The sequence below is a fragment of the Arthrobacter sp. AG258 genome (genome assembly GCF_004364695.1).
Taxonomy (GTDB): domain Bacteria; phylum Actinomycetota; class Actinomycetes; order Actinomycetales; family Micrococcaceae; genus Arthrobacter.
Genome location: NZ_SOBI01000003.1, coordinates 155,871 through 182,046, shown reverse-complemented (window position 1 = coordinate 182,046; position 26,176 = coordinate 155,871). Strand labels below are relative to the sequence as shown.

At 66.6% G+C, this 26,176-nt stretch carries 27 protein-coding genes; 15 read left to right on the top strand and 12 right to left on the bottom strand.

Annotated features, from left to right (window positions below):
- Positions 1-65: 65 nt before the first annotated feature.
- Genes DFO47_RS07205 through DFO47_RS07195 form a run of 3 tightly spaced genes read left to right on the top strand, consistent with a single transcriptional unit; the run spans position 66 to position 3,255 of the window.
- The gene (locus DFO47_RS07205; RefSeq protein ID WP_133831440.1) at positions 66-1,100 is read left to right on the top strand and encodes an acyl-CoA dehydrogenase family protein; all 1,035 of its coding nucleotides are present in this window, start codon (positions 66-68) and stop codon (positions 1,098-1,100) included.
- Complete coding sequence (locus DFO47_RS07200) at positions 1,094-2,476, top strand: bifunctional PIG-L family deacetylase/class I SAM-dependent methyltransferase (protein WP_133831175.1); 1,383 nt, start codon at positions 1,094-1,096, stop codon at positions 2,474-2,476. The genes DFO47_RS07205 and DFO47_RS07200 overlap by 7 nt, the downstream gene beginning before the upstream one ends.
- A gap of 44 nt (positions 2,477-2,520) precedes the next feature.
- Positions 2,521-3,255, top strand: coding sequence for a glycosyltransferase (locus DFO47_RS07195; protein ID WP_243835376.1), 735 nt, complete (start codon positions 2,521-2,523; stop codon positions 3,253-3,255).
- A gap of 19 nt (positions 3,256-3,274) precedes the next feature.
- Here DFO47_RS07195 and DFO47_RS07190 read toward each other — a convergent pair whose 3' ends face one another.
- From DFO47_RS07190 to DFO47_RS07170, 5 genes are all read right to left on the bottom strand, one after another.
- Positions 3,275-3,532, bottom strand: coding sequence for a hypothetical protein (locus DFO47_RS07190; RefSeq protein WP_018763046.1), 258 nt, complete (start codon positions 3,530-3,532; stop codon positions 3,275-3,277).
- A gap of 317 nt (positions 3,533-3,849) precedes the next feature.
- Positions 3,850-5,028, bottom strand: a complete 1,179-nt coding sequence (locus tag DFO47_RS07185; RefSeq protein ID WP_133831173.1) for a YihY/virulence factor BrkB family protein — start codon at positions 5,026-5,028, stop codon at positions 3,850-3,852.
- Positions 5,029-5,138: 110 nt separating this feature from the next.
- Complete coding sequence (locus DFO47_RS07180; RefSeq protein ID WP_133831172.1) at positions 5,139-5,780, bottom strand: DUF3618 domain-containing protein; 642 nt, start codon at positions 5,778-5,780, stop codon at positions 5,139-5,141.
- The gene (locus tag DFO47_RS07175; RefSeq protein ID WP_026264948.1) at positions 5,777-6,208 is read right to left on the bottom strand and encodes a phage holin family protein; all 432 of its coding nucleotides are present in this window, start codon (positions 6,206-6,208) and stop codon (positions 5,777-5,779) included. The genes DFO47_RS07180 and DFO47_RS07175 overlap by 4 nt, the downstream gene beginning before the upstream one ends.
- Complete coding sequence (locus DFO47_RS07170; RefSeq protein WP_133831171.1) at positions 6,208-7,227, bottom strand: hypothetical protein; 1,020 nt, start codon at positions 7,225-7,227, stop codon at positions 6,208-6,210. Before DFO47_RS07170 ends, DFO47_RS07175 begins: the two co-directional genes overlap by 1 nt.
- 192 nt (positions 7,228-7,419) lie before the next feature.
- On the opposite strand from DFO47_RS07170, the gene ccmD reads away from it, so the two are divergent.
- The 3 genes from ccmD to DFO47_RS07155 all read left to right on the top strand — a co-directional run bounded on the left by ccmD (position 7,420) and on the right by DFO47_RS07155 (position 10,298).
- Entirely contained in the window at positions 7,420-8,184 is a 765-nt protein-coding gene (ccmD, locus tag DFO47_RS07165) for a heme exporter protein CcmD (RefSeq protein WP_166651683.1), read from the top strand.
- Positions 8,185-8,339: 155 nt separating this feature from the next.
- Positions 8,340-9,335 carry a sigma-70 family RNA polymerase sigma factor gene (locus DFO47_RS07160; protein WP_133831169.1) on the top strand — a complete coding sequence of 332 codons (996 nt, stop codon included), beginning with the start codon at positions 8,340-8,342 and terminating at the stop codon, positions 9,333-9,335.
- A 57-nt stretch (positions 9,336-9,392) separates the two neighbouring features.
- Positions 9,393-10,298, top strand: a complete 906-nt coding sequence (locus DFO47_RS07155) for a fused MFS/spermidine synthase (RefSeq protein WP_018763053.1) — start codon at positions 9,393-9,395, stop codon at positions 10,296-10,298.
- Position 10,299: 1 nt separating this feature from the next.
- On the opposite strand, the gene DFO47_RS07150 is transcribed toward DFO47_RS07155, so the two are convergent.
- Positions 10,300-11,196 carry a LysR family transcriptional regulator gene (locus DFO47_RS07150; RefSeq protein ID WP_109045809.1) on the bottom strand — a complete coding sequence of 299 codons (897 nt, stop codon included), beginning with the start codon at positions 11,194-11,196 and terminating at the stop codon, positions 10,300-10,302.
- 127 nt (positions 11,197-11,323) lie between these two features.
- Here DFO47_RS07150 and DFO47_RS07145 point away from each other — a divergent pair, with 127 nt between their 5' ends.
- Complete coding sequence (locus tag DFO47_RS07145; RefSeq protein ID WP_133831168.1) at positions 11,324-12,703, top strand: MFS transporter; 1,380 nt, start codon at positions 11,324-11,326, stop codon at positions 12,701-12,703.
- Between the two features lie 46 nt (positions 12,704-12,749).
- The gene (locus DFO47_RS07140) at positions 12,750-13,499 is read left to right on the top strand and encodes a 3-hydroxybutyrate dehydrogenase (RefSeq protein WP_133831167.1); all 750 of its coding nucleotides are present in this window, start codon (positions 12,750-12,752) and stop codon (positions 13,497-13,499) included.
- A 9-nt stretch (positions 13,500-13,508) separates the two neighbouring features.
- Here DFO47_RS07140 and DFO47_RS07135 read toward each other — a convergent pair whose 3' ends face one another.
- Together DFO47_RS07135 and DFO47_RS07130 are read right to left on the bottom strand one after the other, a co-directional pair.
- Positions 13,509-13,772: a hypothetical protein gene (locus DFO47_RS07135; protein WP_133831166.1), complete on the bottom strand. Its 264-nt coding sequence runs from the start codon at positions 13,770-13,772 to the stop codon at positions 13,509-13,511.
- 214 nt (positions 13,773-13,986) lie between these two features.
- Positions 13,987-14,364, bottom strand: a complete 378-nt coding sequence (locus DFO47_RS07130; protein ID WP_133831165.1) for a helix-turn-helix domain-containing protein — start codon at positions 14,362-14,364, stop codon at positions 13,987-13,989.
- Positions 14,365-14,484: 120 nt separating this feature from the next.
- On the opposite strand from DFO47_RS07130, the gene DFO47_RS07125 reads away from it, so the two are divergent.
- Positions 14,485-15,348, top strand: a complete 864-nt coding sequence (locus DFO47_RS07125) for an SDR family oxidoreductase (protein ID WP_133831164.1) — start codon at positions 14,485-14,487, stop codon at positions 15,346-15,348.
- A gap of 81 nt (positions 15,349-15,429) precedes the next feature.
- Here the strand turns inward: DFO47_RS07125 and DFO47_RS07120 are convergent, their stop codons facing one another.
- A complete protein-coding gene (locus DFO47_RS07120) occupies positions 15,430-16,920 on the bottom strand; it encodes an amino acid permease (RefSeq protein WP_133831163.1) in 1,491 nt (496 codons plus the stop codon).
- Positions 16,921-17,091: 171 nt separating this feature from the next.
- On the opposite strand from DFO47_RS07120, the gene DFO47_RS07115 reads away from it, so the two are divergent.
- A complete protein-coding gene (locus DFO47_RS07115) occupies positions 17,092-18,573 on the top strand; it encodes an HNH endonuclease signature motif containing protein (RefSeq protein ID WP_133831162.1) in 1,482 nt (493 codons plus the stop codon).
- 141 nt (positions 18,574-18,714) lie between these two features.
- Here the strand turns inward: DFO47_RS07115 and DFO47_RS07110 are convergent, their stop codons facing one another.
- Complete coding sequence (locus DFO47_RS07110; protein WP_018763062.1) at positions 18,715-19,305, bottom strand: DinB family protein; 591 nt, start codon at positions 19,303-19,305, stop codon at positions 18,715-18,717.
- A 173-nt stretch (positions 19,306-19,478) separates the two neighbouring features.
- Between DFO47_RS07110 and DFO47_RS07105 the strand changes: the two genes are divergently transcribed.
- The 4 genes from DFO47_RS07105 to DFO47_RS07090 all read left to right on the top strand — a co-directional run bounded on the left by DFO47_RS07105 (position 19,479) and on the right by DFO47_RS07090 (position 24,294).
- On the top strand, positions 19,479-20,324 hold the full coding sequence (locus tag DFO47_RS07105) for an IclR family transcriptional regulator (protein ID WP_133831161.1): 846 nt from the start codon (positions 19,479-19,481) through the stop codon (positions 20,322-20,324).
- Positions 20,325-20,564: 240 nt separating this feature from the next.
- Complete coding sequence (hutU, locus tag DFO47_RS07100; RefSeq protein WP_133831160.1) at positions 20,565-22,283, top strand: urocanate hydratase; 1,719 nt, start codon at positions 20,565-20,567, stop codon at positions 22,281-22,283.
- Between the two features lie 9 nt (positions 22,284-22,292).
- The gene (gene hutH / locus DFO47_RS07095; protein ID WP_109045824.1) at positions 22,293-23,885 is read left to right on the top strand and encodes a histidine ammonia-lyase; all 1,593 of its coding nucleotides are present in this window, start codon (positions 22,293-22,295) and stop codon (positions 23,883-23,885) included.
- Positions 23,886-24,048: 163 nt separating this feature from the next.
- Complete coding sequence (locus tag DFO47_RS07090; protein WP_133831159.1) at positions 24,049-24,294, top strand: hypothetical protein; 246 nt, start codon at positions 24,049-24,051, stop codon at positions 24,292-24,294.
- Positions 24,295-24,406: 112 nt separating this feature from the next.
- Here DFO47_RS07090 and DFO47_RS07085 read toward each other — a convergent pair whose 3' ends face one another.
- Positions 24,407-24,667: a hypothetical protein gene (locus DFO47_RS07085; RefSeq protein ID WP_018763067.1), complete on the bottom strand. Its 261-nt coding sequence runs from the start codon at positions 24,665-24,667 to the stop codon at positions 24,407-24,409.
- A gap of 208 nt (positions 24,668-24,875) precedes the next feature.
- On the opposite strand from DFO47_RS07085, the gene DFO47_RS07080 reads away from it, so the two are divergent.
- Complete coding sequence (locus DFO47_RS07080) at positions 24,876-25,757, top strand: fumarylacetoacetate hydrolase family protein (protein ID WP_133831158.1); 882 nt, start codon at positions 24,876-24,878, stop codon at positions 25,755-25,757.
- Positions 25,758-25,759: 2 nt separating this feature from the next.
- Here the strand turns inward: DFO47_RS07080 and DFO47_RS07075 are convergent, their stop codons facing one another.
- Positions 25,760-26,155, bottom strand: a complete 396-nt coding sequence (locus DFO47_RS07075; protein WP_018763069.1) for a universal stress protein — start codon at positions 26,153-26,155, stop codon at positions 25,760-25,762.
- Positions 26,156-26,176: the final 21 nt, after the last annotated feature.

The following is a 26,176-nucleotide window of genomic DNA, read 5'->3' as shown; positions in this document are numbered from 1 at the left end:
CGTCGATGGAGGAACGTTTGCAAGCGGTAACCACTTCTGTCTTCTTTGATTCCACCGACGCCGGCATCTCCCCGTGGAGCTCATTCCTGCGCGCAGTTCCGGACGCTGCAGGCGACGTCACTGCCCTGCTGGCCCTGGCCGTGGAAGCGGGCGAAACCTGGCCGCGTCCCGGAGAAGGCCGGACGCAGCTGTTATGGGAGCTCCTGGCCTCTGTCGCCGCCATTGACGTGGCGGCAGCCCGGGTATTAGAGCCGCATATGGACGCCATTGCCATTCTTTCCCAAGCTGCCGGCACGGATACCGCTGACCAGCCGCCCGGGGAAGGCGTCGGAGCGTCATGGGGCGTCTTCGCGGCAGAGGCCCCCGGCGTCAGCCTGCGGGCCAGCCGCGACGGCGGCACGGTGGTCCTGGACGGGGCCAAACCGTGGTGCTCCTTGGCTGCAAGCCTGGACCGTGCCGTCATCACCGCCCATACGGACGACGGCGGCAGGGCGGCTTTCGCCGTCGACCTCCGCCACCCCGGGGTACGGTGCGAAGAGCCCGCCTGGGTGGCGCGCGGCCTCCGGGAGATCCCCAGTGGAACCGTGCACTTCGACCACGTTCCGGCAGTGGCCCTGGGTGGAACCGGCTGGTATCACAGCCGCCCCGGCTTCGCCTGGGGAGGCGTGGGCGTTGCCGCCTGTTGGCTGGGCGGCGCGGTGGGAGTGGCCCGCGATTTCCGCGCCGGCCTGCTAGCCGGCGCCGACGCCGGGAGGGAACCGGACCAAGTGGCGCTCGCCGCCCTCGGCGAGGTGGACCGCACCCTCACTGCCGCCATGCAATACCTCGTCCGAACCGCGGCACGCATCGATGACGGCAGCCTGGGCGCCCACGGCCAAAGTTCCTGGAGCGAAGCCCAGCGTGTCCGCGGAACCGTTGCTTCCGCCGTCGAACGCGTCCTGCACCTGGTGCTTTCCAACCGGGGCCCCGCCCCACTTGCCTTCGACGAACGCTATGCCAAACGGACGGCGGACCTGGGACTGTACGTGCGCCAGCATCACGGGTCACGGGACGACGCCCAGCTGGGCCGCCTCACGCTCAAGGGTGACTGCCCGTGGTGACCTTCTCGCACGCGGACCAAGGCACCGCCGAAGCAGCCTGGGCCGGAAGCGAACTGTCGGTCGCGCCGGAACTGCCGCTCGGCCCCGATGAACTCGCTGCGCTGCGCTTCGTGGTCCTGGCCGCCCATCCTGACGATGAAACCCTCGGCGCTGGCGGACTCATGGCGCGGCTGGCCGCGCTGGGCGCGCAAGTGGAAGTCCTCCTGTGCACGGCGGGGGAGGGATCCCACCCGGATTCCCCCACCACATCACCCGAGGAGTTGGCGCAGGCCCGGTTGGCGGAATTCGCCGCGGCACTGACCGTCCTGGGACTGGGGGACCGGTGGCGCTTCCTCGGTTTTCCGGACCGCGGCCTCGGCTCCCACGCGGACGCCATCGCCGCTGCCGTCAGGGATGCAGCGGCGCGGCTGCCCGGGCGGGCCGACCAGCTGGTCCTGGTTGCGCCCTACCGTTCCGACGGCCACTCCGACCACGACGCACTCGGTGCCGTGGCAGCGGAAACCGCCCGGAAGGAAGGCCACGCACTGCTGGAGTACCCCATCTGGTACTGGCATTGGGCCACGCCCGGTGACCAGCAATGGCGGGCGTGGCTCCGGTTCCCGCTGGACGGCGAGTCCGGCGCGGCCAAAGAACGTGCCATGGCTGCCCACGCCACCCAAGTCATGCCGCTGTCCCCGGCCCAGGGGGACGAAACCCTGCTGAGCCGGGACTTCCTTGGCCATTTCGCCCGCGGCTACGAAGTGTTTGCCTGGACACCGCCCCGGGACGCGTCCGGCCCGGCACACTCCAGTCAGGACGCCGAGGAGGTCTTCGACGTCGTCCATAACGGCTCCGCCGACCCCTGGAACTACGCCTCGAGCTGGTATGAGCGGCGCAAGCGGGCGATCACCCTCGCGGCCCTCCCGGATGAGACCTATGAGCGCGGCCTGGAAGTGGGCTGCTCCATCGGTACCCTCACGGAGGACCTCGCGGGCCGCTGCCGCAGCCTGCTGGCCGTTGATGCCAGTGGGGCCGCGGTTCGCCGAGCCACGCGACGGCTCGACGGCAACCACGGAGTCCGCGTCGAGCAGCGCGTGGTCCCCGGCTCCTGGCCCCGCGGAACATTCGACCTGCTGGTGGTGTCCGAGGTCGGCTACTACCTGGCCCCCGGCGAGCTCGCTGACCTGTGGGACCGGGTGGAGGCCTCACTGGAACCGGGCGGGGTCTTGGTCCTGTGCCACTGGCGGCACCCGATCGACGGCTGGCAGCTCGACGGCGACACCGTCCACGCGCTCGCCCGCCAACGGTTGCGCTGGCCAACCACGGGGCTGTACCGGGAGCGCGACTTCGTCCTGGAAATCCTGGTGTGCCCGGCCCGCGGGACGGGCGTGGCATGACGTTGGCGGCTCCGGGGGGACCAGCCGCAGGGTTTCGGCACGGCATGGGAGCAACGCAGATCGACAAAGTGGCCGTCGTGATCCCGGCGCACAACGAGGAACAGGCCCTGGAGCGGGCGCTCACTTCAGCCGGAACCGCCGCGGACCGGCTGGCCGTGGACAGTCCCGGAACTGAGGCGGAGGTTGTTATTGTCCTCGACGCCTGCACGGACCGGTCGCTGGAGGTAGCCGCCGGCTTCGCAGCCCGTGACCTCCGCTTCCGCGTCCTGCCCGTCGGTTTCCACAGTGTGGGAAAGAGCCGCCGGGCAGGTTGCGGGGCGGTGCTGGAAAGCCTGGGCGGGTCCGGAGCGGCGGGTATTCCGGCACGTCGCCTGTGGTTGGCCAACACCGACGCCGATTCACAGGTACCGGAAGACTGGCTGCTCCGTCAGCTGGAACTGGCAACAGCCGGAGCCGACCTTGTCCTTGGCTCCGTGGAGCCCGATGCCCATGGGACACACCACGAGCTGCTGGCCCGCTGGCACGCCCGGCATGCCTTGGCCGAGGACCACCCGCACGTCCATGGGGCCAACCTGGGTGTCCGCGCTTCGGCCTATCTCGCGGCCGGGGGCTTCCCTGGGATTGACCGCGACGAAGACAGGATCCTGGTGGAGCGGCTTCGCGCGGGCGGGGCAGCAATCGTTTCCACTGACACCACGCGCGTCCTTACCTCGGGGCGGACCAGCGGCCGCGCGCCCGGCGGGTTCGCCGCTTACCTCTTGGCGCTGGCACAACCCTGACGGCGCGTGCGTCCGGCGGTCACACGAGGTCCGGAGCGCTCGCCACGATGTAGTCCGCCGCCGCCGGTCCGGTCATGGAAAGGTTGTTGCTGTCGGGATCGATGCCTGCCTGCTGCAACGCCTCCCACAGGGAGGACGGGGTGTGGGGCTCGGCCTTATTCAGGAGGCACCAGCTGGTGTAAAGGCCATAGAGCTCGTCCCGTCCAAGGCCCAGTCCGGGCTCCCTGTCCGGGACAACTGCCTCGGCTAGGAACTGGTCAAAATGTGTAGCAGTCATGTTCGCTCATTTGTTTGGAGCTTGTATCCGCCGTCTGCTTCAGCGGCCACGCCGGTTCCCAAACGGCCCCGGCAAGGTATTCACGAAACTATTGCAGGAGGCGCGGCTTGTCCAGTCACGCCGAAAGGGGGCAGGCCCCTGGGGGGCCGACGGCGACTGGGGGGACTGGCCTCGGTCTCAGAAGAGGCCATCTCACCGCCGGCCCCGCTTCACCCCGGACCCCACAGCCCGGGAAACTTCGACAGGACCTCCACCATGAATTTTCCTCTTTCTCGAAGGTCCTGCCTAGTCCCTTCCTCCCTGGCCGGCCCGGACCGTTACATGTTGCTGCCCGGCCGGCCCCCGCCGTCGGACTCTCCCTCTTCGGCGCGGGCCCGGACCTTCTCGCGAACCTTGTCCCGGTGCCGTTCGCCCTGGTTCTGCACGCCGTTGCCCTCCTGGCCGTGCTTCTCCCGGAGTTCCCTGCCGTGCCTGACGTCTTCCTCGATCTGCTGCTGAAGTTTCTCGCTCTTTTTGGTGTCCCGGGGCGGTAGCTGAATGGTTTCCTCCGCCTTGATGCCGGCTTGAAGTTCGCGGCCGCGCTCCACTTCGGCGTCGAACTCTGCGCCGAACAACAGGGACATGTTCAGGATCCACAGCCAGAGCAGCGCGACGATGACACCGCCAATGGCGCCGTAGGTCTTGTTGTAGCTGTTGGAGTACGCCACGTAGAAGCCGAAGGCCAGCGAAGCCAGCAGGAACACCACCAGGGCGATGGCCGAACCCATGCTCATCCACCGGAATTTCGGCTGTTTCACGTTTGGTGTGGCGTAGTAGAGGATGGCGATCGCCACGGTGATCAGCACCAGCATGACCGGCCACTTGGCGATGTTCCACACCGTCAGGAAGGCTCCTCCAAGCCCGATCAGGTTCCCGACGGATTCTGCCACGGGGCCGCTCAGCACGAGCATCGCCGCGATGACGACGACGATCAGCAGGTTCACGACGGTGACGCCGAGCATGGTGCCCCGCAGCTTCATGAAGGCACGGCCTTCATCGACTTCGTAGACACGGTTCATGGCCCTGCCGAAGGCCCCGACGTAGCCGGACGCGGACCAGAGTGCCGTGATGAGGCCCAGGACAAGGGTGAATCCGGCGGCGGAGGAACTCGCGAGGTCCTGGACCACCGGCCGGATCGTCTCCACGGTCTGCCCGGGGGCGAAACCTTGGACGATGTCCAGCAGGGCGGAGGTGGTCTTCTGCGGGTCGCCGAAGATTCCCAGGAGGGATACCAGCGCCAGCAGCGCCGGAAAGATCGAAAGTACGGAGTAGTAGGTCAGGGCCGCTGCCAGGTCCGGGCACTGGTCTTTGCTGAATTCCCGCAACGTCTTCCTGGCGATGTACTTCCAGGAGGGCTTCTCCAGGTCCCGGGGGCTCCCGGGTTTTCGCGAATCGTTCGGATCGGGGGCCTGGCCCGCCTTCGCGGTACTGGTCTCGGACGTGTTGTGAGTGGCCATTGGGGGAGTCCTCTCGATCTTGGGGCCAAGAGGACAGGCCGACCCCGCGGGTGGCGGTGCCGGCCTGTCGTCTTAGGTGTTGCCTTTAGGGAGCCGCGGTAAGCGGAGCGTCAGCTGCTTTGGACGGTGTCCTTCGCATCTGCGGCACGGTCTTTGACGTCGTCGGCTGCGTGCTGGCCCTCAGCTTTGACGTTCTGGGCGGCGTCGGTTGCCGTGGCCTTGACGTTTTCCATGGCTTCCTGTGCCGGCTCCTTGAGGTCCTGGGCCATGTTTTTAGCGGCGTCAGTAAGTTCGGCGGCCAGTGGCTGGGCTGCCGTCTTGAGCTGATCGGCCGCTTCCCGCTCTTTCTGGCTTGGCGCAATCAGCGACGAGACCAGGAGTCCGGCCCCGAACGCGATGAGGCCTGCAGCCAGCGGGTTGCCAGCGGTCTTTGACTTCATCTGGCCCGGGGTTTGGGAGACAGCGTGGCCGGCATCGGAAAGCTTCGCCGAGACGGCGTCGCCAGCCTGGTGCAGGCTGTCCGCCGCTGAGTGCGCACCTGCGCCCGTGGTGTTGTGGACGTTGGTGGTGGCGGTGTCTGCTGCACCCATGATTTTCTCCTTCATCCCGGTGGCCGCATCCTTGAGCTTGTCGGTCTGCCGGTGGACGATGTTGGACGGCGTGACTTTGTCGGCCACGGCGTCCACGTTTGTTCCCAGGCGTGCCCGGGTGGCTTCGATGTCTGCGCGGATGACGTCAGGGTTTTCGCTCATCGGTTTACCTCACCTGGTTTAAGGGTTGGGGGTATCTCAGAAAGGGTTTCGCCGGTCTGGGGCATGCCCTTGATTTGCTTCAGTTCCTTGCGGCCCATGGAGGCCAGGACAGCTGCAATGATGGCCCAGACCACGGCAGTGATCAGGGCGGACCAGCCCAGCGGCATGACGGCGCCGAGGGCGAACATCAGGGCCAAGGACAGGAACAGCAGGACGAAGTGTCCGCCAACCCCAGCGCCGGCCAGCATGCCGGATCCTTTGCCTGCGCGGGTGGCGGTCTGCTTCAGTTCAGCCTTGGCCAGATCGACTTCCTGGCGCATGAGGGTGGACAAGTCCCGCGTTACGTCGCCGAGCAACTCCCCCAGTGAGGCGTTGTCCGCTTTCACGTGCGCCGCGCTTGGCGGCGGCTCAGGTATGTGGCTGCTCATCAGAGTCCGCCAGCCTGGCCGCCCCTGACGCGGTCCCGGGTGAAGGGGTCAGCCGCCATTGGGTCATCGGCCAACTCGCGGTCGCGCAGGGGGTCGTCGGAAACCTGGTTTCCGGACCACGGTTCCTCCACCAATTGCGGGCTGTCGAGGCCGCTGGCAGTCGACGTGGACTCGGGGTAGCTGCTGCCCGGCGCGCCGCCGTCGTATCCGGCCGTGGTGGTGGCCGGACCGGGCAGCTGGACGGGCGGCGGAGGCACTACACCACCGGCGGCCGGCGGCTGGCCGTATTGGTCCGGGTATGCCGTGCCTGCGTGCTGGCCGGAAAGGCCTGCGGCAGCTGGTGCGGTTGAGCCGGTAGACTCCGGGGCGCCTGCCGTAAGGCCACGGGTCAAGCGTCCGGCGAGGACACCGGCTCCGGCGGCGAGGAGCAGGAACGTTCCGGGCCGGTTGCGGGCAAACCGCTGGACCTCGTTCAGGAGGTCTCCGGGTTCCCGGTTCTCCAACCAGGTGGCGATCGAGGATGTCCGCTCGGCCGCCTGCCGGACCAGGTCGCTGGCCATGCCGTGCTGGTCCGGGGCGCTGGCCATGCTGTGCAGTTGGCCGGAAATGTTGCGGATGCCTTCTGCAGCCTTCTGCTGCTGCGTTGCGGCCTCGCTCGTGAGGCCTGACTTGGCCTGGTGCAGCAGGTCCTGCGCGTTGGACTTTGCCTCCGAGGCTACGTTGGCTGCCTCTTCCTTGGCCGTCTGTGCCACGTTCTGTGCGGAACCCGCTGCTGTCCTGGCTACGCCTGCTGCCTCGTCCTTGGCAGCTTCGGTGCGTGAGGACGCAGAACCGGTGCCGGCACTCTCCGGCATGGTTTGGGTTTGTTCGTAATCGGCGGGTGCGTACCCGTTTCCGCTCTCAGCGCCATAGCTGGCTGCCGGAGACGGAAAGTTTGCGGGCCGGCGCTCGCCGGGGATTCCTGTATGTGCCTGAGGGGCCGTGTTTGCGGTGTCCTCGGGCCATTGGTTCTCTGTCATCTTCGCTCTTCCTTTCAGAAAGAAGGCTGGTTGCTGATCAAGAACCAGCGGTACTGGCCGTAAAATAGTAAGCATGTTTACTAATGAAAGGTAAGTACCCTTGCTAATTGGGTTCTAACCGTTCGAGTAAAAATGTCAGCCGGAATGGCTCTGGCCTGCCCGGTCACAACGAAGTGGGAAGTGGTGGGAAACATGGATACAGCTCCATGGGTATGGGTAGTGGTTGCGGTTGTCGTCGTGGCACTGATTGTTGTGCTGCTCCTCTCCGGCGGACGGCGCCGCAAGGCGATGCAGGAGAAGCGGGACCAGGAGAATCGGGAAAAAGCGGCCGAGATCCGCCGCAAGGCTGAAAACATGGAACTCGACGCCCGCGAACGGGAAGCCAAGGCCATCCGTGCACGCGCCGACGCCGAGCAGGCCCAAGTGGACGCGGCCCGGCTGCGGCAGGAAGCCGAGGAACGCAGCCGGGAAGCGCAGTCCCTCCGCAGCGACGTTGCCGGCCATGCCCGCGAGGCGGACGAGTTGGATCCCGACGTCGGTCGTGACGGCACCCGCCGCGACGTACACGGGGCGGCCCGGGACGGGCAGTCGCAGGCCGAGGCTTCCAACCATGGCGGCAATGCGGCCGACGTCGGGCACGACCCGGCTGTGCATCACCCGGCTGTGCAACGCGAAACCGGGCGCCATGGCATCGCGGGCAACGATCTGCCGCAGGCTGAGGCTGGGCACCGTGACGCTGTGGGCACCGACCTGCCGCACTCTGATACTCGGCACCATGACTCTGTGGGCAGCGACGCTGCGGGCGGTGACGCGGAGTCCAGTGATGCGCGGCCCATCGACGCAGAGCGCCCTGATTCTCCGGCTGCGGATCCGCGGACTGAGGCCGGTCGGCGGATCAATATCAGCGACGCGGAGCGCGATGTGCGCGACGTGAAGAACCCGCACGCGGGCCTCTAGGCTGGATTGCTCCGGGTGGGGGCGGAGGGCGGTTCCTTCTTCCGTTCCCACGCCCGCGCGGGCGGACAAGGATTGTTTTATAAGCAGCCTTATGATTTCCTGCTTCTAAGTCTTGCCGCAGGCTTTCGGAACCAGACCGAGGGAAAACAGCACCCATGCCCGAATCCTTTGCCGCCTTGGCCGCTAACACCGTCCCGGCCCATCAACAGGCCGAAACATCTGATCCGCCATCTCCGCGGGCCGCCTCGGAGCGTTCGCAGGGGGCATTCGAAAATGACATGGTTTTGAGGTACCTGGATCTTGCCGAGGCCTTGGCCGCACGGTTTGAAGCACGCGGCAGGGAACGGGCGGACCTGAACCAGGTCGCCTACCTGGGACTGGTGAAAGCCGCCCGCGGATTCAACGAGGCCAAGGGTGACAGTTTCCCTGCCTATGCCGCGCCTACCATCACCGGTGAGCTCAAGAGGTACCTCCGCGACCGGACATGGGTGGTCCGCCCGCCACGCCAGGTCCAGGACTTGAGGACCCGCCTGTTCAGGGCGGAACCGGAACTCACCCAGTCCTTGGGCCGGATCCCCAGTGTGGCCGAATTGGCCGGAGAGCTGGGTGCGGATCCCGTGGACGTGTTGGAAGCCATGTCGGCCTCCAGCAGCATGCACCCCGATTCCCTCGACGCAGTGAGTCCCCACTCGGATGCCCCCTCCATTGGTGAGATGCTGGCCAGTCCTGAAACACCTCTGGAGAGGCTTGAGGAGCTCGCTGGCCTGCGGGCCGCCATGAAGGACCTGGCTGACGTGGATCGGGAACTGCTGTACCGCCGCTATTTCTGCGAGGAAACGCAGGTGCAGTTAGGCAAGCGGCTCGGTATGTCCCAAATGCAGGTTTCCCGACGCCTGGCGAAGGTGCTGACGGAATTGCAGCGCCGGCTGGAAGAAGGCGCCGGCGTGGACGGTCCGGTCGGGGACCCGCAAGGCGAGGACGGAACGGGAAGCGCGGACGGCCCAGCCGGCCAACCAGGTGGTGCCGTTCCGGCGGCCCAGGAAGACCGGCCGTCCAGGCGTCGCGGGCAGGGGCCGCCTCGACTGCACAGGCACCAGTTGAACGGATCCGGCGTGGCCACGGGACAGCGTTCACGCCATGAGGCCCGCTGACCGGGGGTTCGATGGCTTCAACTAGGGTTGAACCATGAGTGAAGGCGGGCCCCAATAATGGCCAAACGCGGAAAGTCGGGAGGCCGGGGCCGGTCCGCAGGCGTGGTGGAGGTGCCCAAGGGCACGGCGCCGGACGGTCCGGTGGAGGGTGTCTACTACATTGACACCGGCGACTGCGAGCTGGTGGCGGACCAGGACAACTCCACGGGCTGGCTCCTGAAGATCAACGGCGTCATGAGCTCGCATATCGACCTCGCCGACCCCTTGTTCCTGGACTTTGAGTACATGCGGTGGATGGCGGCGCTCATTGAGTCCCGCTGGCCGCCGTCGGACGCATCGTCGGCTAAGCTCCGCGGCCTGCACCTGGGCGGCGGTGCGTGCTCCATGGCACGCTACTTCGCCGCCGCCTACCCCGATGCACGGCAAGTGGTGGTGGAACTGGACGGCAAGCTCGCTGAATACGTGCGCGGCTGGTTCGACCTCCCGAAGGCGCCGCTGCTCCGCATCCGCGTGGGGGAGGCCCGGGCGGTGACCGAAACCCTCACGGAGCACACCAGGGACTTCATTATCCGCGATGTCTTTGCCGGGGCCTTCACCCCGCGGCCGCTTACCACCGCCGAATTCACCACCCACGCCAAGCGGGTCCTGGCGCCGGGCGGCTTGTTCGTGGCCAACTCGGGGGACGCCCCGGACCTCAAGAACGCGCGTGAGGACGCCGCCACCATCGCCGCTGCCTTCAAGCACACGGTGATCATCGCCGACCCCGCCATGCTGAAGGGCAGGCGCTACGGCAACATGGTGATGGCCGGCAGCGACGTCCCGTTCGGCGACGATCCCCAACTTCGGCGCCGGCTCCTTGGCGGCGCCGTCCCCGCCCATCTTTGGGACGATGCCCAGGTCCGGGCCTTCGCGGCCGGTGCGCTGGTCCGGCATGACGAGCCGGTTGAGCCAATCATCCGGTGACTTACCCGCGGCCCAGGAGCGCGCCGCGGTGCTCGGCCATCCGTTCCCGCAGGGCCTGCACGACGGCGGCCACCGCGGGGCGGCGGAGCGAGTCCGGGCGCAGCACCATCCAGTAGGGGAGCAGCTCACCGATTTCGCCGGGCAGCAACCGGACCAGGTCGTCATGGAGATCGCCCATGAAGCATGGCAGGAAGCCGACCCCGGCACCTGCCCGGGTGGCCTCCACATGGACGAACACATTGGTTGACGTCAGGCCCTCGCGCATGGCCGGCACCAGCCGCCGCGGCGCATCGAGATCGTCCACCTGGAGCATCGAATCCACGAAGTAGACCAAGGGATGCTCATTGAGTTCGGCCACGGTGGCCGGAGTTCCGTGCTCGGCGAGGTAGGTGCGGGAGGCGTACATTCCCAGCCGGTATTCGCCCAGCCGGATGGCCTCCGCACGGTGCACCTGCGGCTCGCCCACCACCACCTCGATGTCCAGCCCGGAGCGCTGCTGCAGTGCCCGCCGGGTCATGGTCACCACCTCAACACTCAGGCCGGGATGGTGCCGGCGCAGCCGCGCCACGGCGGGGGCTGCGATGTAGGCGCTGAAGCCGTCGGTCGCCGTCATGCGTACGACGCCGGTAATCGGGTCGGGTGCCTGGCCGGCCGGTCCCAGCGTGCCCAGCACCGCTTCGACCTGTTCGGCCACCTGCACGGCACGCTCGCCCAGCTCCGTGAGTTCCCAGCCGCCGGCGGCCCGGGACAGTACCCGGCCACCAAGCGCCTTCTCGAGCGCGGCGATCCTGCGCGAGACGGTGGTGTGGTTCAAGCCCAGGGCTTGGGCCGCCGTCGTGAATTTTGCCGAGCGGGACACCGCCAGGAGGACCAGCAGGTCGTCAGGATTGGCGTTCATATCTGCAATTGTGCACATGCCAGGTGCCTCTTTGGGCATTGAACTGCAAAGTTTGTGCAGCAATACTCATCTGAGTCACTTGTGCTGGAGATCACAGCACGTGTCAATGTGGACACTGAGGAGAACCATGAGCGTTGAGCACAGCCAGGCAAACGAAGCCAGGTATGCACCCAAAGGAACCGGACTGAAGAAGATCGTTGCCGCCTCCATGGTGGGCACGGTGGTGGAATGGTACGAGTTCTTCTTGTACGCCACCGCCGCCACCCTGGTCTTTGGCAAGTACTTCTTTCCGTCCACCGGCAATGACCTGGACGGAATCATCCAAGCCTTCCTGACCTACGCGGTGGGCTTCATTGCCCGGCCGTTGGGTGGCATCGTCTTCGGCCAGATCGGCGACAAGCTCGGCCGCAAGCCCACGCTGCAGTTGACCATCGTCATCATCGGCGTGTCCACCTTCCTGATGGGCTGCCTCCCCGGCTTCGCCGACATCGGATATTTGGCTCCAGCCCTGCTGGTGGCGCTGCGGTTCATCCAGGGCTTCGCGCTCGGCGGTGAATGGGGCGGCGCCGTCCTGCTGGTGGCTGAACACAGCCCGAACAACACCCGCGCCTTCTGGTCCAGCTGGCCCCAGGCGGCCGTCCCCGTGGGCAACCTGCTGGCCACCCTGGTCCTCTACATCATGTCCACCACCCTCAGCAGCGAGGCATTCCTCGGCTGGGGCTGGCGCGTGGCCTTCTGGCTCTCCGCGGTGATCGTGTTCGTGGGCTACTACATCCGCACCAACGTCAGCGAATCACCCATCTTCCTCGAAGCCAAGGAACTGGTGGAGAAGGAACAGGCCGTCAGCTACGGCGTGTTCGAGGTTGTCCGCAAGTACCCCAAGGGCATCTTCCAGGCCATGGGCCTGCGGTTCGCCGAAAACATCATGTACTACCTGGTGGTCAGCTTCGCGATCGTCTACCTCAAGAGCGTGCACAAGTACGACACCTCTTCGCTGCTGCTGGCACTGCTGATCGCACACGTCATCCACTTCGCGATCATCCCGCAGTACGGCCGCCTGGCGGACCGGATCGGACGCAAACCCGTGTACCTGGCCGGCGCCATCCTCGGTGCCACCTGGCCGTTCTTCGCTTTCCCCATGTTCGATACCCGCAACGCCGTGGTCATCGTCCTCGCCGTCACCATCGGCCTGTGCCTGCACGGCCTGATGTACGCCGGACAGCCTGCCATCATGGCCGAAATGTTCCCCACCCGCATGCGGTACTCCGGTGCATCCCTCGGCTCGCAGGTAACGTCGATCTTCGCCGGCTCGCTGGCGCCGCTCCTGGCCACCCAGTGGCTGAAGGACACCGGCTCGTGGGTGCCGACGGCCATCTACCTGCTCGTCGCCTGTGCCATTACCGCGGTGGCCGTGCTGAGCCTGAAGGAAACCAAGGGCATCGCCCTGGAGGACGTGGACAAGGAAGACGCCACCCGCGAAGGACTGCTCCCAGCCGGCCAACGCTAGGCTGCCGGAGCCGTTGGACCGTTTGGGCGCATGAAGGAGAACTGCAATGGATAACACGTTGAATGGACGCAAGGCACTGGTCACCGGCGGTGCCAGCGGAATCGGTGCCGCCTGCGTGCGCGCACTCGCGGCCCAGGGCGCGAAAGTGGTGGTGGCCGACGTCGACTCCGCCGCGGCTGCCAAGCTCGCCGACGAGGTGGGCGGCACCGCCTGGGCCGTGGACCTCCTGGACGTGGACGCCCTGGCCACCCTCAGCCTGGATGTGGACATCCTGGTGAACAACGCGGGAATCCAGCGCATCAGCCCCATTGAGGACTTTGATCCGGCGGACTTCCGCAGGATCATCAGCCTGATGCTGGAGGCGCCGTTCCTGCTGGTCCGGGCCGCCCTGCCGCACATGTACGCCAACCGCTTTGGCCGCATCATCAACGTGTCGTCGGTGCACGGTATCCGTGCTTCCCCGTTCAAGAGCGCGTACGTATCCGCCAAGCACGGCCTCGAGGGCTTGAGCAAGGTGACGGCGCTGGAGGGCGGGGAGCACGGTGTTACCTCCAACTGCGTGAACCCGGGCTACGTCCGCACGCCCCTGGTGGAGAAGCAGATCGCGGACCAGGCCCAGGTGCACGGGATCGACGAGTCTGAGGTCCTGGCCAAGGTGATGCTCACCGAATCGGCCATCAAACGCTTGGTGGAACCGGAGGAAGTGGCGTCCCTGGTTGCGTGGCTGGCCTCCGACAGTGCCGCTATGGTCACGGGGGCCAGCTACACCATGGACGGCGGCTGGTCTGCCCGGTAGGTTACCCCGCTAGTCCATCGGTTTGACCACGCGGTGATCGTAGAAGAAGACGCCATGGGTGGTCTTCAGCCCCACTGACCGGCGATCATGCCATACGACGACCCCTTCGCGCCTGCCGCTGAAGGGGTCGTCGCCAATCACGGTGTCGCCCACCCGGTAGGGGCATCGTGGGCTGACGGCCCCCTTGGCCCGGCGCCATACTGTCACCAGGGCATCGCGCAGGCTGACGGGCCGGCCCATGCCGGAAAGGTCCTGTACGTAGCCCTTGGCCATGTGGGCCTCCCCTTCAGGCGGCAGCCGGCCGCCTGCTAACGGTGTTGGTCGGCGGAACGCTCCCAGCGGAGGATGGTCCTCCCATTCCGGCCGGCACCGTACGCCTACGCTATGCGCTATTCACATCAGCAACACCAGTAACAAGTACTTGTTTTGTCCAGTGGAACTACTTGCCTGTTGGGCGCGGTACATCCCCCAGCGGTCCGGCGGAGCATCAGCGGCTGCTGTTAATGATGTCCTCCGCGTTCTCGAAGGCCCACGCCACCAGGGGCACCAGCAGCCCGCTCAGCTCGTAGCCACGCTGGGTGAGGCTGTAGTCCACCCGGGGTGGAATGACCGGTTGGGCATTCCTGCTGACAAGGCCGTCCCGCTCGAGGGTCTTCAGGGTCTGGGCCAGCATCTTCTCGCTGATGCCCTCGGCCCGGCGCCGCAAATCACTCCATCGCTGCTCGCCTTCGGACAGGGCGATCAGGATCAGGACTCCCCACTTGCTGGTGATGTGGTCCAGCAGGGTCCTGCTGGGGCATCCGGCGGGGAACACGCCGTCGGCGAAGGCGAGGGGCAGCGGTGCGGCCTGCGGAACAGCTTCCATGTCACTAGCTTACCTAAAGGTCAGTACCTTACTTCAAAGTGCGTACTCTCTTTGAGGAAGTATTCTCGATGGCTCGCGGTTGTGCCCTTCGACAGATCAAATTCCTCGAAAGGATCCATCGTGAGCATTGTTGTTACAGGCGCCACCGGACAGCTGGGCCAGCACGTCATCGAAGCCCTTCTTGAACGTGGGGTGCCCGCAGCCGGAATTGTGGCCGCCGGACGTTCCGTGGAAAAGCTGGCCGGCTTCGCCGCGCGCGGAGTCAACGTCAAGGCCATGGACTACGCCGACGCAGGCTCAGTTGTCGCCGCGCTCAAGGGGGCAACCCGGGTGCTGCTCATCTCCGGCAGCGAAGTGGGCCAGCGCGTCGAACAGCACCGCACCGTCATCGAAGCAGCCCGGGCCGAAGGCGTGGAACTGCTGGCCTACACCAGCATCGCCAACGCGGACACCACCGGCATGCTGCTGGCCGGGGAGCACAAGGCCACGGAGGCCCTGCTGCGGGAGTCAGGTGTTCCCTTCGCCTTGCTCCGCAATGGCTGGTACCTGGAAAACTACACGGAGCAGTTGCCCGGTACCCTCGCCCAGGGTGCGGTCGCAGGCAGCGCCGGGGACGGCAAAGTCAGTGGCGCTGCACGGGTGGACTACGCCCACGCCGCCGCCGCGGTCCTGGTGGCCGAGGACCAGACCGGCAAGGTGTACGAGCTGGGCGGCGATGAAGCCTTCAGCATGGCGGACCTCGCTGCTGAGATCAGCGCCGCCACTGGCAAGGCCATCACCTACAACGACCTCCCCGCCAAGGACTACGCCGGCCTGCTCACCTCCGTGGGGGTGCCGGAGGCATTCGCCGAGGTCCTGGCGGACTCGGATCTCGGCATCGCCCGCGGTGACCTCCTGGTCAGCACCGGAGACCTCCGGCGCCTCATTGGACGCCCGACGACGTCCCTCGCCCAGGCCGTCCGGTCCGCCGCGGCTGCGGCGTAAGGCAGCGGAAGACAGTACGGCGCCGGACGACGACAGGTGCCCGGCCCCGGCGGGGCCGGGCACCTGTCGCCGATAACGGGCCTACCCGCTGTGGCGGGCGGTCCCGACCACGGGCAGCGGCGAGGTTTCGTCCTCAAGGTGGGCTCGGCGTCGTCCGTCACCTCTCACCCACAGCCGGTATGCCAGGACCAGCAGGCCCAGCCAGGCGGCGCCCACGTAGAGGGCCACCCGAGTGTCCTCGAAAGCGCCCAGGATGGCGATCACCAGCGCCATGAAGGCAATGGTGAGGACTGACGCGGCCGGCCACCACGGTGAGGGGAATTCCGACGCCGGCAGGCCCTTCCGGGCGATTTCCCGCTTCATTGCCACGTGGGAGGCCAGGATCATCACCCACACCCACACCGTGGCGAAGGTGGCGATCGAGGCGATGACCAGGAACACGTCCTCCGGGATGACCGCGTTGAGGGCCACGCCCACCAGCAGGATCCCGGCCATCATGACCACCGTCATCCAAGGGACGCCGTGGCGGGAGACTTTGCCGAACGCCGCCGGTGCGTGGCCCTGATTGGAGAGTCCGAAGAGGATGCGCCCGGCGCCAAAGATATCGCTGTTGATCGCGGAGAGCGCGGCGGTGATCACCACGGCGTTGAGGATGTGGGGCGCCGCGGGAATACCCAGGCCGCTGAAGATCTGGACGAAGGGGCTGCCGTCACTGCCCACCTGGTCCCACGGGAAAAGGCTCATCAGGACGCCCAGCGTCAGGACGTAGAAGAGCAGTACGCGGACCGGGACGGTGTTGACGGCCTTGGGGATGACCTTCTTGGGGTCGGCCGCTTCACCGGCGGTGATGCCAAGGGTCTCGATCCCGCCGAAGGCGAACATCACCACGGCAAAGGATGCCAGCAGGCCTTCGAAGCCGTTCGGGAACAGTCCGCCGTGGTCAACGAGGTTGCCAAGGCCCGGTGCCACGGTTGAACCGGCGGCCTGGAACCCGAACGTGATGATCGCGGCACCGCCTGCAATCATGGAGATGATGGCGGCGACCTTGATCAGCGAGAACCAGAATTCGAGTTCGCCGAAGACCTTGACGCTGAGCAGGTTCAACGCCGCCAGGAAGCAGATGACGGCAAGGACCCAGATCCAGCGGTCCACCTGCGGGAACCAGAACCCCATGTAGATACTGAAGGCAGTGACGTCGGCGATGGCCACGATGGCCATCTCGAACACGTACGTCCAGCCGGTCACGAAGCCGGCCAGTGGGCCAAGGTACCGTCCGGCGTACTGGCTGAAGGAACCGGACACAGGGTGCCTCACCGCCATCTCACCGAGGGCGCGCATCACCATGAACACCGCGGCGCCGCCGATGATGTAGGCGAGCAGGACGGCTGGTCCGGCTTTCTGGATGGCGGAAGCGGAGCCGTAGAAGAGGCCCGTGCCGATCGCCGATCCCAGGGCCATGAAGCGGATGTGCCGCACGTTCAAGCCGCGGTTGAGGACGTGTCCGACGACGGCAGCCGGCTTGTGCGTTTCCGCCGCGGTTTCGGTCCGGGTTGGGGTTGAAGCTGGTTGCATGCAAATACCTTCTCGTCATTGGGAGGGGAGCCGTTAACCAGCAGACCATTTTCGCAGGCATCGTGATGAGGCTCACGGCTGGTTGCTGTCTTCGGTTCCAGACTGTCCGGGAGGTGATCAGTCGAAACCTGGCCGGGTTTGAATGTCGTACCCCCTTGCCATAGTTGGGTCATGGGGAAAGCGGCGGCGGTGAGGGCATTCGAGGAGATCAAGGCTGCCCTTGCCGCGCTGGACACCGAGGTGGACAGAGCTGGACGCGGATCGGTTGCCGCCACGAAGGAGTGTGCTGACCCGTTGGCCACCCTTGTTGATGGGTGCCTCGACATCCTGGCGGGCGTCAGGGCCGTGGAGGCCATGATCGCAGGACTGAAAGCGAAGGCCGCGGTCGCTTATGCGGAAAGTGCTTCTGCTGTTGCGGGGCCCGACGTGCCGGTGCAGGCCCATGAGATGGCGGTCGCGGCGGAAGTTGGCTGCGTCCTGGCGGTTGGACCGAGGGCGGCATCGACATTCCTGGCTACCTCGCACGCCGTTGTTACCTCGTTGCCGCGGACCCTTGCGGGGCTGCAGGCAGGGACCCTGTCCTGGGGCCACGCGGTGGTGATGGCGGATGAGACGGCGAGCCTGGATGTGAACGGGGCTGCGGCGTTGGAGGCGCATTTCCTGGACCCGGATGCCCCCGATCCGGCGCGGGGCTGTCCCCCCGGGGAGATGCCGGCGCACCGGTTCAGGGTGAAGGCCCGCACGTGGCGGGAGCGTCACCATGCCGGGAGTATCGAAGCCCGTCACTCCAAGGGAGCGGCAGAACGGCGGGTGGAGTACAGGCCGGACCGGGACGGCATGGCCTGGCTGTCCGCATACCTGCCCGCCGGCCAAGCCTCGGCAGTCTGGGACCGGCTCACCTCCGAGGCTCGCAGCATGCAGGGTACTGAGGAAGGTCGCACGCTATCCCAGTTGCGGGCTGACAACTACGCCTCGTCGCTGCTGGCTACCTTCCCCGCAGGCAGCGGGGGATGCCAGGCCGCTGAGCGCCCTTTCTCCGGGATCCGCGCTCAGGTGCTGGTCACTGTCCCGGTGTTCTCGCTGATGGGCTTCACCGATGAACCGGCGGTCCTGGACGGGTACGGTCCCATTCCACCGTCAATGGCACGGGCCCTGGTGGCCGAGGGGGCGGGGTCGTTCTACCGGGTGCTGGTGGATCCGAGGGACGGTGCACCGCTGGAAATCGGGCGGACCAGCTATCGGCTGACCAAGGCCATGCGGGCTTGGCTGCGGATGCGGGACGGAAAATGCCCGTTTCCCGGGTGCAGCAACCATTCCCTCGACAACGACGCCGACCATCTCCTCAGCTGGGCCAAGGGTGGTGCCACCGGGATCAGCAACCTCGGTCAGCCCTGCCCCAAACACCACAGGCTCCGGCATACCACGGCCTGGAAACCCACGACTGCCGGCAAAAACAAACCACCCGGCTGGATTTCACCCTCCGGTCGCCGCTACAGCAGCGAGCACCAGGACTGGGAACCACCCCACTGGCCAACCCATTGTCCGCCCTCACAGGGAACGTCGTTGGCGCGGGCGGGAACCATCGATATAGTGCGCCACCACGGATCTCCCTGGGAAAACGCGTTGTCCCGCTACCTCGAGGCTCCACCCTGACCAGGCTGGAACCGGCCCCGTGCCTTGCCTCCTCCGAGATCAGTGCGCTCCTCCGTGACCGCAGATTCGGGACCCGTTGCGGTCAGACCCTCCACTTTTCGGGCGCTTCCTCTTCAATACCCTGTGCTCTTCACGCTGGCATCAATTCCGCCAGGTACCGGCTGCGTCCCGCGCTGCACCTTCGATTTCGGCGCGGTGCGCCGCCCACTCTTCGGGTGTCCTGGACGTCAGGTTCGGGTCCCCTGGACGCTGGCCGACGGTCGCGTCAATCAGTTCACGGAGTATGTCCGCGTGGCCCAGATGGTGGGCACGTTCAGCAACCATATGGACGAGAATCTGCTGCAGGGTAACCTGGCGGCGCTCCTCCGGCCACCACGGCACGGAGCCTGGAGCGTCGAGCGGCAGAGCCTCGATGGTCGCGTCGCTGTGCGTTCCTGCGAAGCGGTGGAGTTCGACGATGTCTTCGAATGACTCGCCAGCCGTTACCCACATGTCTGCGTCCGGGCGGCCGCCGTCCTCGAGCCACGGCAGGTGGCGCCCACTGGGCCGGCCGAAGACCACGCCGAAGTAGTCCAACTCCACGCTGGCAACGTGTTTGACCAGTCCCAACAGGTTGGTGCCCGTTGGCGTGAGGGGCCGGCGCATGTCGTAATCGCCCAGTCCGTCCAGCTTGCCCAACAGGTTGTCCCGCCGGATCCGGAGGTACGTGTGCAGGGTTTCTTTCCCGTCCATGGTCCGGACTCTACCGAAACGTGGATGATCCGGCACCGTAAGCTGCGCTGGGCAGGCCAGCGTCTGGTATACCGGACACATTGAATTGCGGGGGTGCCATAAGCGGAAAGGGCAGCCGTCACACTGAAGTACGGGATACCGGACAGAGCTAGCCAGAAGGGCCCCTCCACCCAATGAGCACTCCACCAAGCACCAACCCCCAGGTAAGCACCGGCCCCCAGGCGCCCCGCGTGGCGGTCAAAGCATCCTCGAAAGTTCCTGCTGCAGAAAATACCCTCCGCATTCTGAAGCTGCTGGCCTCCCGGCGCGGGCCGATGGCAGCCTCCCAGATCGCCTCCAGCCTGAATTTGCCCCGGTCCAGTGTTTACCACTTGCTGGGTGTCATGGAGGCGAATGGCTTCGTCCTCCACCTGCATGAGGAGCAACGCTACGGGTTGGGGATCAGCGCCTTCGAACTGAGTTCCGCCTATTCACGGCAGGAACCGTTGTCCCGGCTGGGCCGCCCCCTGCTCGCGAGCCTCGTGGATGCCATCGGTGAGAGCGCCCACCTGGCAGTGCTGCACGGCCGTGATGTCCTGTACATCGTGGAGGAACGGGCGAAGAACCGCCCGTCGCTGGTGACCGACGTCGGCGTCCGCCTTCCCAGCCACCTCACCGCCAGCGGACGCGCCATCCTTGCCGCGCTGCCCAAATCGCAAGTACGCGCGCTCTACCCGAACGCCGCCGCCTTCACCGCCCGGCATGAGGTGGTGGGGGCCATCATGAAATACTCCGCGTTGTCCTCGCACCTGGACCAGGTCCGCCAGCGGGGGTACGCCACCGAACACGGAGAGGTTACGCCGGGTTTCGGCTCCATTGCCGCTGCCGTGACAGACCACCTGGGATGGCCAACTGCGGCCGTGGCAGTGACCTTCCTCGAGGACAAGCTGCCCGCGGCGGAATGGCCCGTCCTTGCGGCGCGCGTCCAGAAGGTGGCCGATGAACTTTCCCTCCGCCTCCACGGCCGGCCCGGCAAGTAGTCCAGCCAGCTGCCGCCCGGCAGGCCGGCCAGGCAGCCGCCGCCCGGCAATCCCCAGGCGTTCCCGGGGCCCCGGAGCGCCCCTGTTTGTTCCGCTCCGCAAACCCTTGCAACTGGATGCCGCGCATGTCTGGAATACCGGACAGCGCCCCGTCAAAACCCCTGTGAAGCCCGTCCGCCAAGGGCTTTAGTTGAAACAGAACTTCTTTCCTCCAACAGACACCACCCGAAGGAGCCCACCATGGCACCCGCCGATTTCACCACCGGTGCCCGCCCGGTCAAAGCAGCCCGCGGCACCGAGCTCACCGCAAAGTCATGGCAGACCGAAGCGCCGCTGCGCATGCTCATGAACAACCTGGACCCCGAGGTCGCCGAGCGCCCGGACGACCTGGTGGTCTACGGCGGCACCGGCCGCGCCGTCCGCTCTTGGGCCGCGTTCGACGCCATCACCCGCACGCTGGAAACCATGGAAAAGGATGAGACCCTCCTGGTCCAGTCCGGCAAGCCGGTCGGCGTCTTCCGCACCCACGAATGGGCCCCGCGAGTGCTGCTGGCCAACTCCAACCTCGTCGGCGACTGGGCCAACTGGCCCGAGTTCCGCCGGCTCGAGGCCGAGGGCCTGATGATGTACGGCCAGATGACCGCCGGGTCCTGGATCTACATCGGCACCCAAGGCATCCTGCAGGGCACGTTCGAAACGTTCGCCGCGATTGCCCGCAAGCTCACTGGCGATGAGAATGGCACCCTGGCGGGCACGCTGACCCTCACCGGCGGCTGCGGTGGCATGGGTGGCGCCCAGCCGCTCGCCGTCACCCTGAACGACGGCGCCTGCCTGATTGTCGACGTCGACGAAACCCGCCTGCGCCGGCGGGCCGGCAAGCGCTACCTCGACGAGGTCGAAACCGACCTCGATATCGCCATCGCCAAGGTCCTCAAGGCCAAGGAGGAACGCCGCGGCTGGTCCGTGGGCTATGTCGGCAACGCCGCCGAGGTTTTCCCCGAGATCCTGCGCCGCCACAAGGCCGGCGAGCTCACCGTCGATATCGTCACCGACCAGACCTCCGCGCACGATCCCCTGAGCTACCTGCCCGAAGGAATCACGGTCGAGGAATGGCACCGCGAGGCAGCCGCGGACCCGGAAGGCTTCACCAAGAAGGCCCAGGCCTCCATGGCCCGCCACGTCCAGGCCATGGTCGAATTCCAGGACGCCGGCGCCGAGGTCTTTGACTACGGCAACTCCATCCGTGATGAGGCCCGCAAGGGCGGCTACGCGCGGGCCTTCGAGTTCCCCGGCTTCGTTCCGGCCTATATCCGGCCCCTGTTCTGCGAGGGCCTGGGCCCGTTCCGCTGGGTGGCCCTCTCGGGCGACCCTGAGGACATCCGCGTTACGGACGAGGCCATCAAGGAACTCTTCCCCGAGAACAAGCACCTGCACCGCTGGATCGACGCCGCCCAGGAGCGGGTGGAATTCGAGGGCCTCCCCGCCCGCATCTGCTGGCTCGGCTACGGCGAACGCGCCAAGGCCGGCCTGCTGTTCAACCAGCTGGTCAAGGAGGGCAAGGTCAAGGCGCCCATCGTGATCGGCCGCGACCACCTGGATTCCGGCTCCGTTGCCTCCCCGTACCGCGAGACCGAGGCCATGGCTGACGGCTCGGACGCGATCGCGGACTGGCCGCTGTTGAACGCCCTGCTCAACACTGCCTCCGGAGCCACCTGGGTGTCACTGCACCACGGCGGCGGAGTGGGCATCGGCCGCTCCATCCACGCCGGGCAGGTGTCCGTTGCCGACGGCACCGACCTCGCAGCCGAAAAGCTTGAGCGCCTCCTCACCAACGATCCCGGCATGGGCGTGATCCGCCACGCCGACGCCGGCTACGAACGAGCCCTTGACGTCGCCAAGGAACGCGGCGTCCGAATCCCCATGCAAGAGTCCGCCGACTCCGCAGCAGCAACGAACTAGGACTATCCGATGACCCTAACGACCCACTCACCGCTGACCGTCACCCTCGGCTCCAACGGCGTCACTGCCCAGGACGTGCTCGCCGTCGCCCGCCATGACGCCAAAGTGGCCATCGCTCCGGATGCCCTGGAGGCCGTGGCCCAGGTCCGCGCCCACATCGACAGCCTCGCGTCCAGCGACATCCCGGCTTACGGGATCTCCACAGGCTTCGGTGCCCTGGCCAACCGCCACATCCCCAATGACCTGCGCACCCAACTGCAGAAGTCCCTGATCCGCAGCCACGCCGCCGGCATGGGCCCGGCCGTGGAACGCGAAGTGGTCCGCGGCATCATGTTCCTGCGCGCCAAGACGCTCGCCTCCGGCCGAACCGGCGTCCGCCCCGTGGTGCTGCAAACCATGGTGGACGTGCTGAACGCCGGGATCACCCCGGTGGTCCGCGAGTTCGGCTCGCTCGGCTGCTCCGGCGACCTCGCTCCGCTGTCCCACTGCGCCCTGGTGCTGATGGGTGAAGGCGAAGCGGAAGGGCCCGACGGCGTCACATACGGCGGGCGGGGAGAGCGGACTGTCGCCGAGCTGCTTGCAGACCACGGCATCGAGCCGGTCACCCTGGCCGAGAAGGAAGGGCTGGCGCTGGTCAACGGCACCGAGGGCATGCTGGGCATGCTCCTGATGGCCATTGCCGACCTCCGCCAGCTGCTGGCGACGGCGGACATTACCGCCGCGCTCAGCGTTGAGGCGCTGCTGGGCACCGACCAGGTGTTCGTTCCCGAACTGCACGCCGCGCTGCGCCCGCATCCCGGCCAGGCTGCCAGTGCCGACAACATGCTGCGCGTGCTCTCGGACTCGCCGATTGTCGCGTCCCACAAGGAGGGTGACTCCCGTGTGCAGGATGCCTACTCGCTGCGCTGCGCCCCGCAGGTTGCCGGTGCCGTCCGTGACACCGTCGACCATGCGGAACTCGTGGCAACCCGCGAACTGGCCGCGGCTATCGACAACCCGGTGGTCCTGCCCGACGGCCGCGTGAGCTCAAACGGCAATTTCCACGGCGCCCCGGTGGCTTATGTCCTGGACTACCTTGCCATTGCCGTCGCGGACCTCAGCTCCATCGCCGAACGCCGGACCGACCGGATGCTTGATCCCGCCCGTTCGCACGGCCTTCCCGCGTTCCTGGCCTCCGATCCCGGCGTGGACTCGGGGCTGATGATTGCCCAGTACACCCAGGCAGGCCTGGTGTCGGACAACAAGCGGCTGGCTGTGCCGGCGTCGGTGGATTCCATTCCAAGCTCCGCCATGCAGGAGGACCACGTCTCCATGGGCTGGCACGCGGCGCGGAAGCTGCGCAAGGCAGTGGAGAACCTCCGGCGGGTCCTGGCCATCGAGCTGGTGACGTCTGCGCGGGCCTTGGATATCCGCACGCAGCTTTCCGGTGGGGAGCTCACGCCGGGCCCGGCGGGCACCGCCGTCGTGGCCGCCCTTCGCGCCGTGGTGGAGGGCCCGGGGACGGACCGTTTCCTGTCTCCGGAACTGGAGGCGGCGGACCGGCTGGTTGCCTCCGGGGAAGTGCGACGGGCGGCCGAATCCGCCGTCGGCTTCCTGGCCTGAAAACCGAAGGATCTTCAGTACCTGCTGCACTCCGGTCCGAACTGCGGAATATCCGGCGACACTGCCAGTGGCGGGGTCCGGAGTGTAGTAGAACTGATGGTGTAGTGAAAGTCACATCAACGACGCTGTGGCAGCAGAACAATACAAAGGGGTAGAAGTTCACATGAAAGCACGTGGGGCAGTCCTGTCCAGGCGCAACGCCCATTCCGCCGCGGTATCCAACTGGAAGGCCCTCAAAGCCGGGGACCGCGTCGAAATCATCAAGCATGCGCATGTGGTGGCAGCCGGGGAAGTGGAAGAGGTGTCGCAGAGCGGCAACGTCCTCTGGCTGGTGCCGGCCGGACCGTCAGGCCTGTCGGAAAAGCAGCTCTTCCTGAAGTCCGACGGCGTCCAGGTCCGCCTCGCCTGAAGGCCGCACCCGCTAGACAAAAGAATCCCCGCAGCGCCTTACGGCCCTGCGGGGATTCTTTCTTTGGCTCCAAGCGTTCGTCCGGTGGCCCGTGGGCCGCGCAGCCGGGAAATCAGGCCGCGACGGATTCGTAAGTCTCGCCAAAGGGGACGGATTCGTCCAGGGCCACCGTGTAGCGTCCCGGGTGCAGCCTGGTCACCAGGATGCCGCAGGCGGCGTCCTTCGCTGCCACCTCAATCAACTCGGCTACCGCCTCTTCCAGCCCGGAGTGGACCTCGCTGGCGCTGGAGAACTCGAGGCTGATGGACCGGAGTTCCGGGCCTTCGGCGGTTTTGGCAGCGGCGGGGACGCGCTCCAAAGTGCTTGTGATCATGTACTGAACTTTCTGTGTTTCGTGCCGGGTGGCTCCGCTATTCTAACGATCAGTATCCATATATGTCAGATGACTGCCCTCCTAAACCACTGGAGAGGCGGTCACAAAGCGTTCGTTCGCGGCGCCGGACGGAATCAACGACCATGGAAGCGGGCGCCGCCAGGGCCCCATCCAGCAGTCCCGCCCCCACACCTTGAGGAGATTCGGTATGAAGATCATGCGCCTGGGCAACAGCGGCAGCGAACAGCCCGCAGTGCTCGTTCCCTCAGCGGACGGCACCGGCCGGTACTTCAGCCTGCTGCCCCTGACGGATGACGTCGACGGCGGGTTCCTCGCTGCCGGCGGCCTGGACAAGGTCCGGAAAGCCTTGGCGGCAGGTGACCTCCCGGTCCTTGAAGGCGCGCAAGCGCTGCGGGTCGGACCGCCAGTGGCCAGGTCCGGCTCAGTGGTGGGCATCGGGATGAACTATGCCGCCCACGCGGCCGAGTCGGGAGCCGAACCGCCCACGGTTCCGGTGGTCTTCCTCAAGCCAAGCAATACGGTCGCCGGCCCCTTCGACCCGGCCCCGATCCCTCCGCATTCCACAAAGTACGACTGGGAGGTGGAGCTGGGCATCGTGATCGGCAGGGAGGCCTGCTACCTGGGCTCCCCGGAAGAAGCAGCCGCGTGTATCGCCGGCTACGTCACGGCCAACGACCTCTCCGAACGCGAATACCAGTTGCCGGGAGCCGCGGGCCAGTGGACCAAAGGCAAGTCGCTTCCCGGGTCAACGCCCCTTGGCCCGTGGCTGGTTCCGGCCGAGGATATCGACGGCGGCAACCTCCCGCTGCGCAGTTGGGTCAATGGTGAACCACGCCAGGACTCCTCGACCTCAGAGCTCATCTTTGACGCAGCCACCCTGGTCCATCATTGCAGCCAGTACATGCGGCTGGAACCAGGCGACGTGATCCTCACCGGGACGCCGCAGGGTGTTGCCCTCAGCGGCCGTTTCCCCTACCTCCAGCCGGGCGACGTGGTGGAGGTGGAAGTGGCAGGCCTGGGCCGCCAGCGCCAGGAGTTGTTCCGGGCCCCGGCGGCCGCAACGGCCTAGGGTTACCGGCCCGCTTTTACGGCCAGCACCGGGCAGTCCGCCTCCAGCAGGATGCGCTGGGACGTGCTGCCCATGATCAGCTTGCCCACCGGCGTTCGGCGGCGCAGGCCGATCACGATCAGGTCGGCGTTGTGCTCCTCCGCGGCGTCCAGCACCTCGGCTGCGGCATCATGGCCGCGGACGGGCCGTTTGATCAGGTACTCGATGCCCTGGCCGGCCAGCCGCTGCTCGATGTCCTGGATGTCGCCTTCTTGCGCAAACCGGCTGTCCACTGCCGCTTCACCCTTGGAGGAGTTGATCAGCACCAAGGTGCTGTTGGCCTTTCGGGCCTCGGTGATGGCCTGCGTCAGGGCAGCTTCGCCCTCCGGGGTCGGGACGTATCCCACAACGACGGTCATGTTGTTTCCTGTTCTGCTGGG

Excerpts from the sequence above, each read along its gene's own strand:
- DFO47_RS07185 (WP_133831173.1), bottom strand. The coding sequence starts at position 5,028 with ATGGCCACTCACAACACGTCCGAGACCAGTACCGCGAAGGCGGGCCAG.
- DFO47_RS07080 (WP_133831158.1), top strand. The coding sequence starts at position 24,876 with ATGAAGATCATGCGCCTGGGCAACAGCGGCAGCGAACAGCCCGCAGTG.
- DFO47_RS07195 (WP_243835376.1), top strand. The coding sequence starts at position 2,521 with ATGGGAGCAACGCAGATCGACAAAGTGGCCGTCGTGATCCCGGCGCAC.
- DFO47_RS07075 (WP_018763069.1), bottom strand. The coding sequence starts at position 26,155 with ATGACCGTCGTTGTGGGATACGTCCCGACCCCGGAGGGCGAAGCTGCC.
- DFO47_RS07155 (WP_018763053.1), top strand. The coding sequence starts at position 9,393 with ATGGCCAAACGCGGAAAGTCGGGAGGCCGGGGCCGGTCCGCAGGCGTG.
- DFO47_RS07160 (WP_133831169.1), top strand. The coding sequence starts at position 8,340 with ATGCCCGAATCCTTTGCCGCCTTGGCCGCTAACACCGTCCCGGCCCAT.
- DFO47_RS07175 (WP_026264948.1), bottom strand. The coding sequence starts at position 6,208 with ATGAGCAGCCACATACCTGAGCCGCCGCCAAGCGCGGCGCACGTGAAA.
- ccmD (WP_166651683.1), top strand. The coding sequence starts at position 7,420 with ATGGATACAGCTCCATGGGTATGGGTAGTGGTTGCGGTTGTCGTCGTG.
- DFO47_RS07170 (WP_133831171.1), bottom strand. The coding sequence starts at position 7,227 with ATGACAGAGAACCAATGGCCCGAGGACACCGCAAACACGGCCCCTCAG.
- hutH (WP_109045824.1), top strand. The coding sequence starts at position 22,293 with ATGACCCTAACGACCCACTCACCGCTGACCGTCACCCTCGGCTCCAAC.
- DFO47_RS07130 (WP_133831165.1), bottom strand. The coding sequence starts at position 14,364 with ATGGAAGCTGTTCCGCAGGCCGCACCGCTGCCCCTCGCCTTCGCCGAC.
- DFO47_RS07190 (WP_018763046.1), bottom strand. The coding sequence starts at position 3,532 with ATGACTGCTACACATTTTGACCAGTTCCTAGCCGAGGCAGTTGTCCCG.
- DFO47_RS07145 (WP_133831168.1), top strand. The coding sequence starts at position 11,324 with ATGAGCGTTGAGCACAGCCAGGCAAACGAAGCCAGGTATGCACCCAAA.
- DFO47_RS07180 (WP_133831172.1), bottom strand. The coding sequence starts at position 5,780 with ATGAGCGAAAACCCTGACGTCATCCGCGCAGACATCGAAGCCACCCGG.
- DFO47_RS07120 (WP_133831163.1), bottom strand. The coding sequence starts at position 16,920 with ATGCAACCAGCTTCAACCCCAACCCGGACCGAAACCGCGGCGGAAACG.
- DFO47_RS07085 (WP_018763067.1), bottom strand. The coding sequence starts at position 24,667 with ATGATCACAAGCACTTTGGAGCGCGTCCCCGCCGCTGCCAAAACCGCC.
- DFO47_RS07090 (WP_133831159.1), top strand. The coding sequence starts at position 24,049 with ATGAAAGCACGTGGGGCAGTCCTGTCCAGGCGCAACGCCCATTCCGCC.
- DFO47_RS07115 (WP_133831162.1), top strand. The coding sequence starts at position 17,092 with ATGGGGAAAGCGGCGGCGGTGAGGGCATTCGAGGAGATCAAGGCTGCC.
- DFO47_RS07105 (WP_133831161.1), top strand. The coding sequence starts at position 19,479 with ATGAGCACTCCACCAAGCACCAACCCCCAGGTAAGCACCGGCCCCCAG.
- DFO47_RS07135 (WP_133831166.1), bottom strand. The coding sequence starts at position 13,772 with ATGGCCAAGGGCTACGTACAGGACCTTTCCGGCATGGGCCGGCCCGTC.
- DFO47_RS07140 (WP_133831167.1), top strand. The coding sequence starts at position 12,750 with ATGGATAACACGTTGAATGGACGCAAGGCACTGGTCACCGGCGGTGCC.
- DFO47_RS07110 (WP_018763062.1), bottom strand. The coding sequence starts at position 19,305 with ATGGACGGGAAAGAAACCCTGCACACGTACCTCCGGATCCGGCGGGAC.
- DFO47_RS07150 (WP_109045809.1), bottom strand. The coding sequence starts at position 11,196 with ATGAACGCCAATCCTGACGACCTGCTGGTCCTCCTGGCGGTGTCCCGC.
- hutU (WP_133831160.1), top strand. The coding sequence starts at position 20,565 with ATGGCACCCGCCGATTTCACCACCGGTGCCCGCCCGGTCAAAGCAGCC.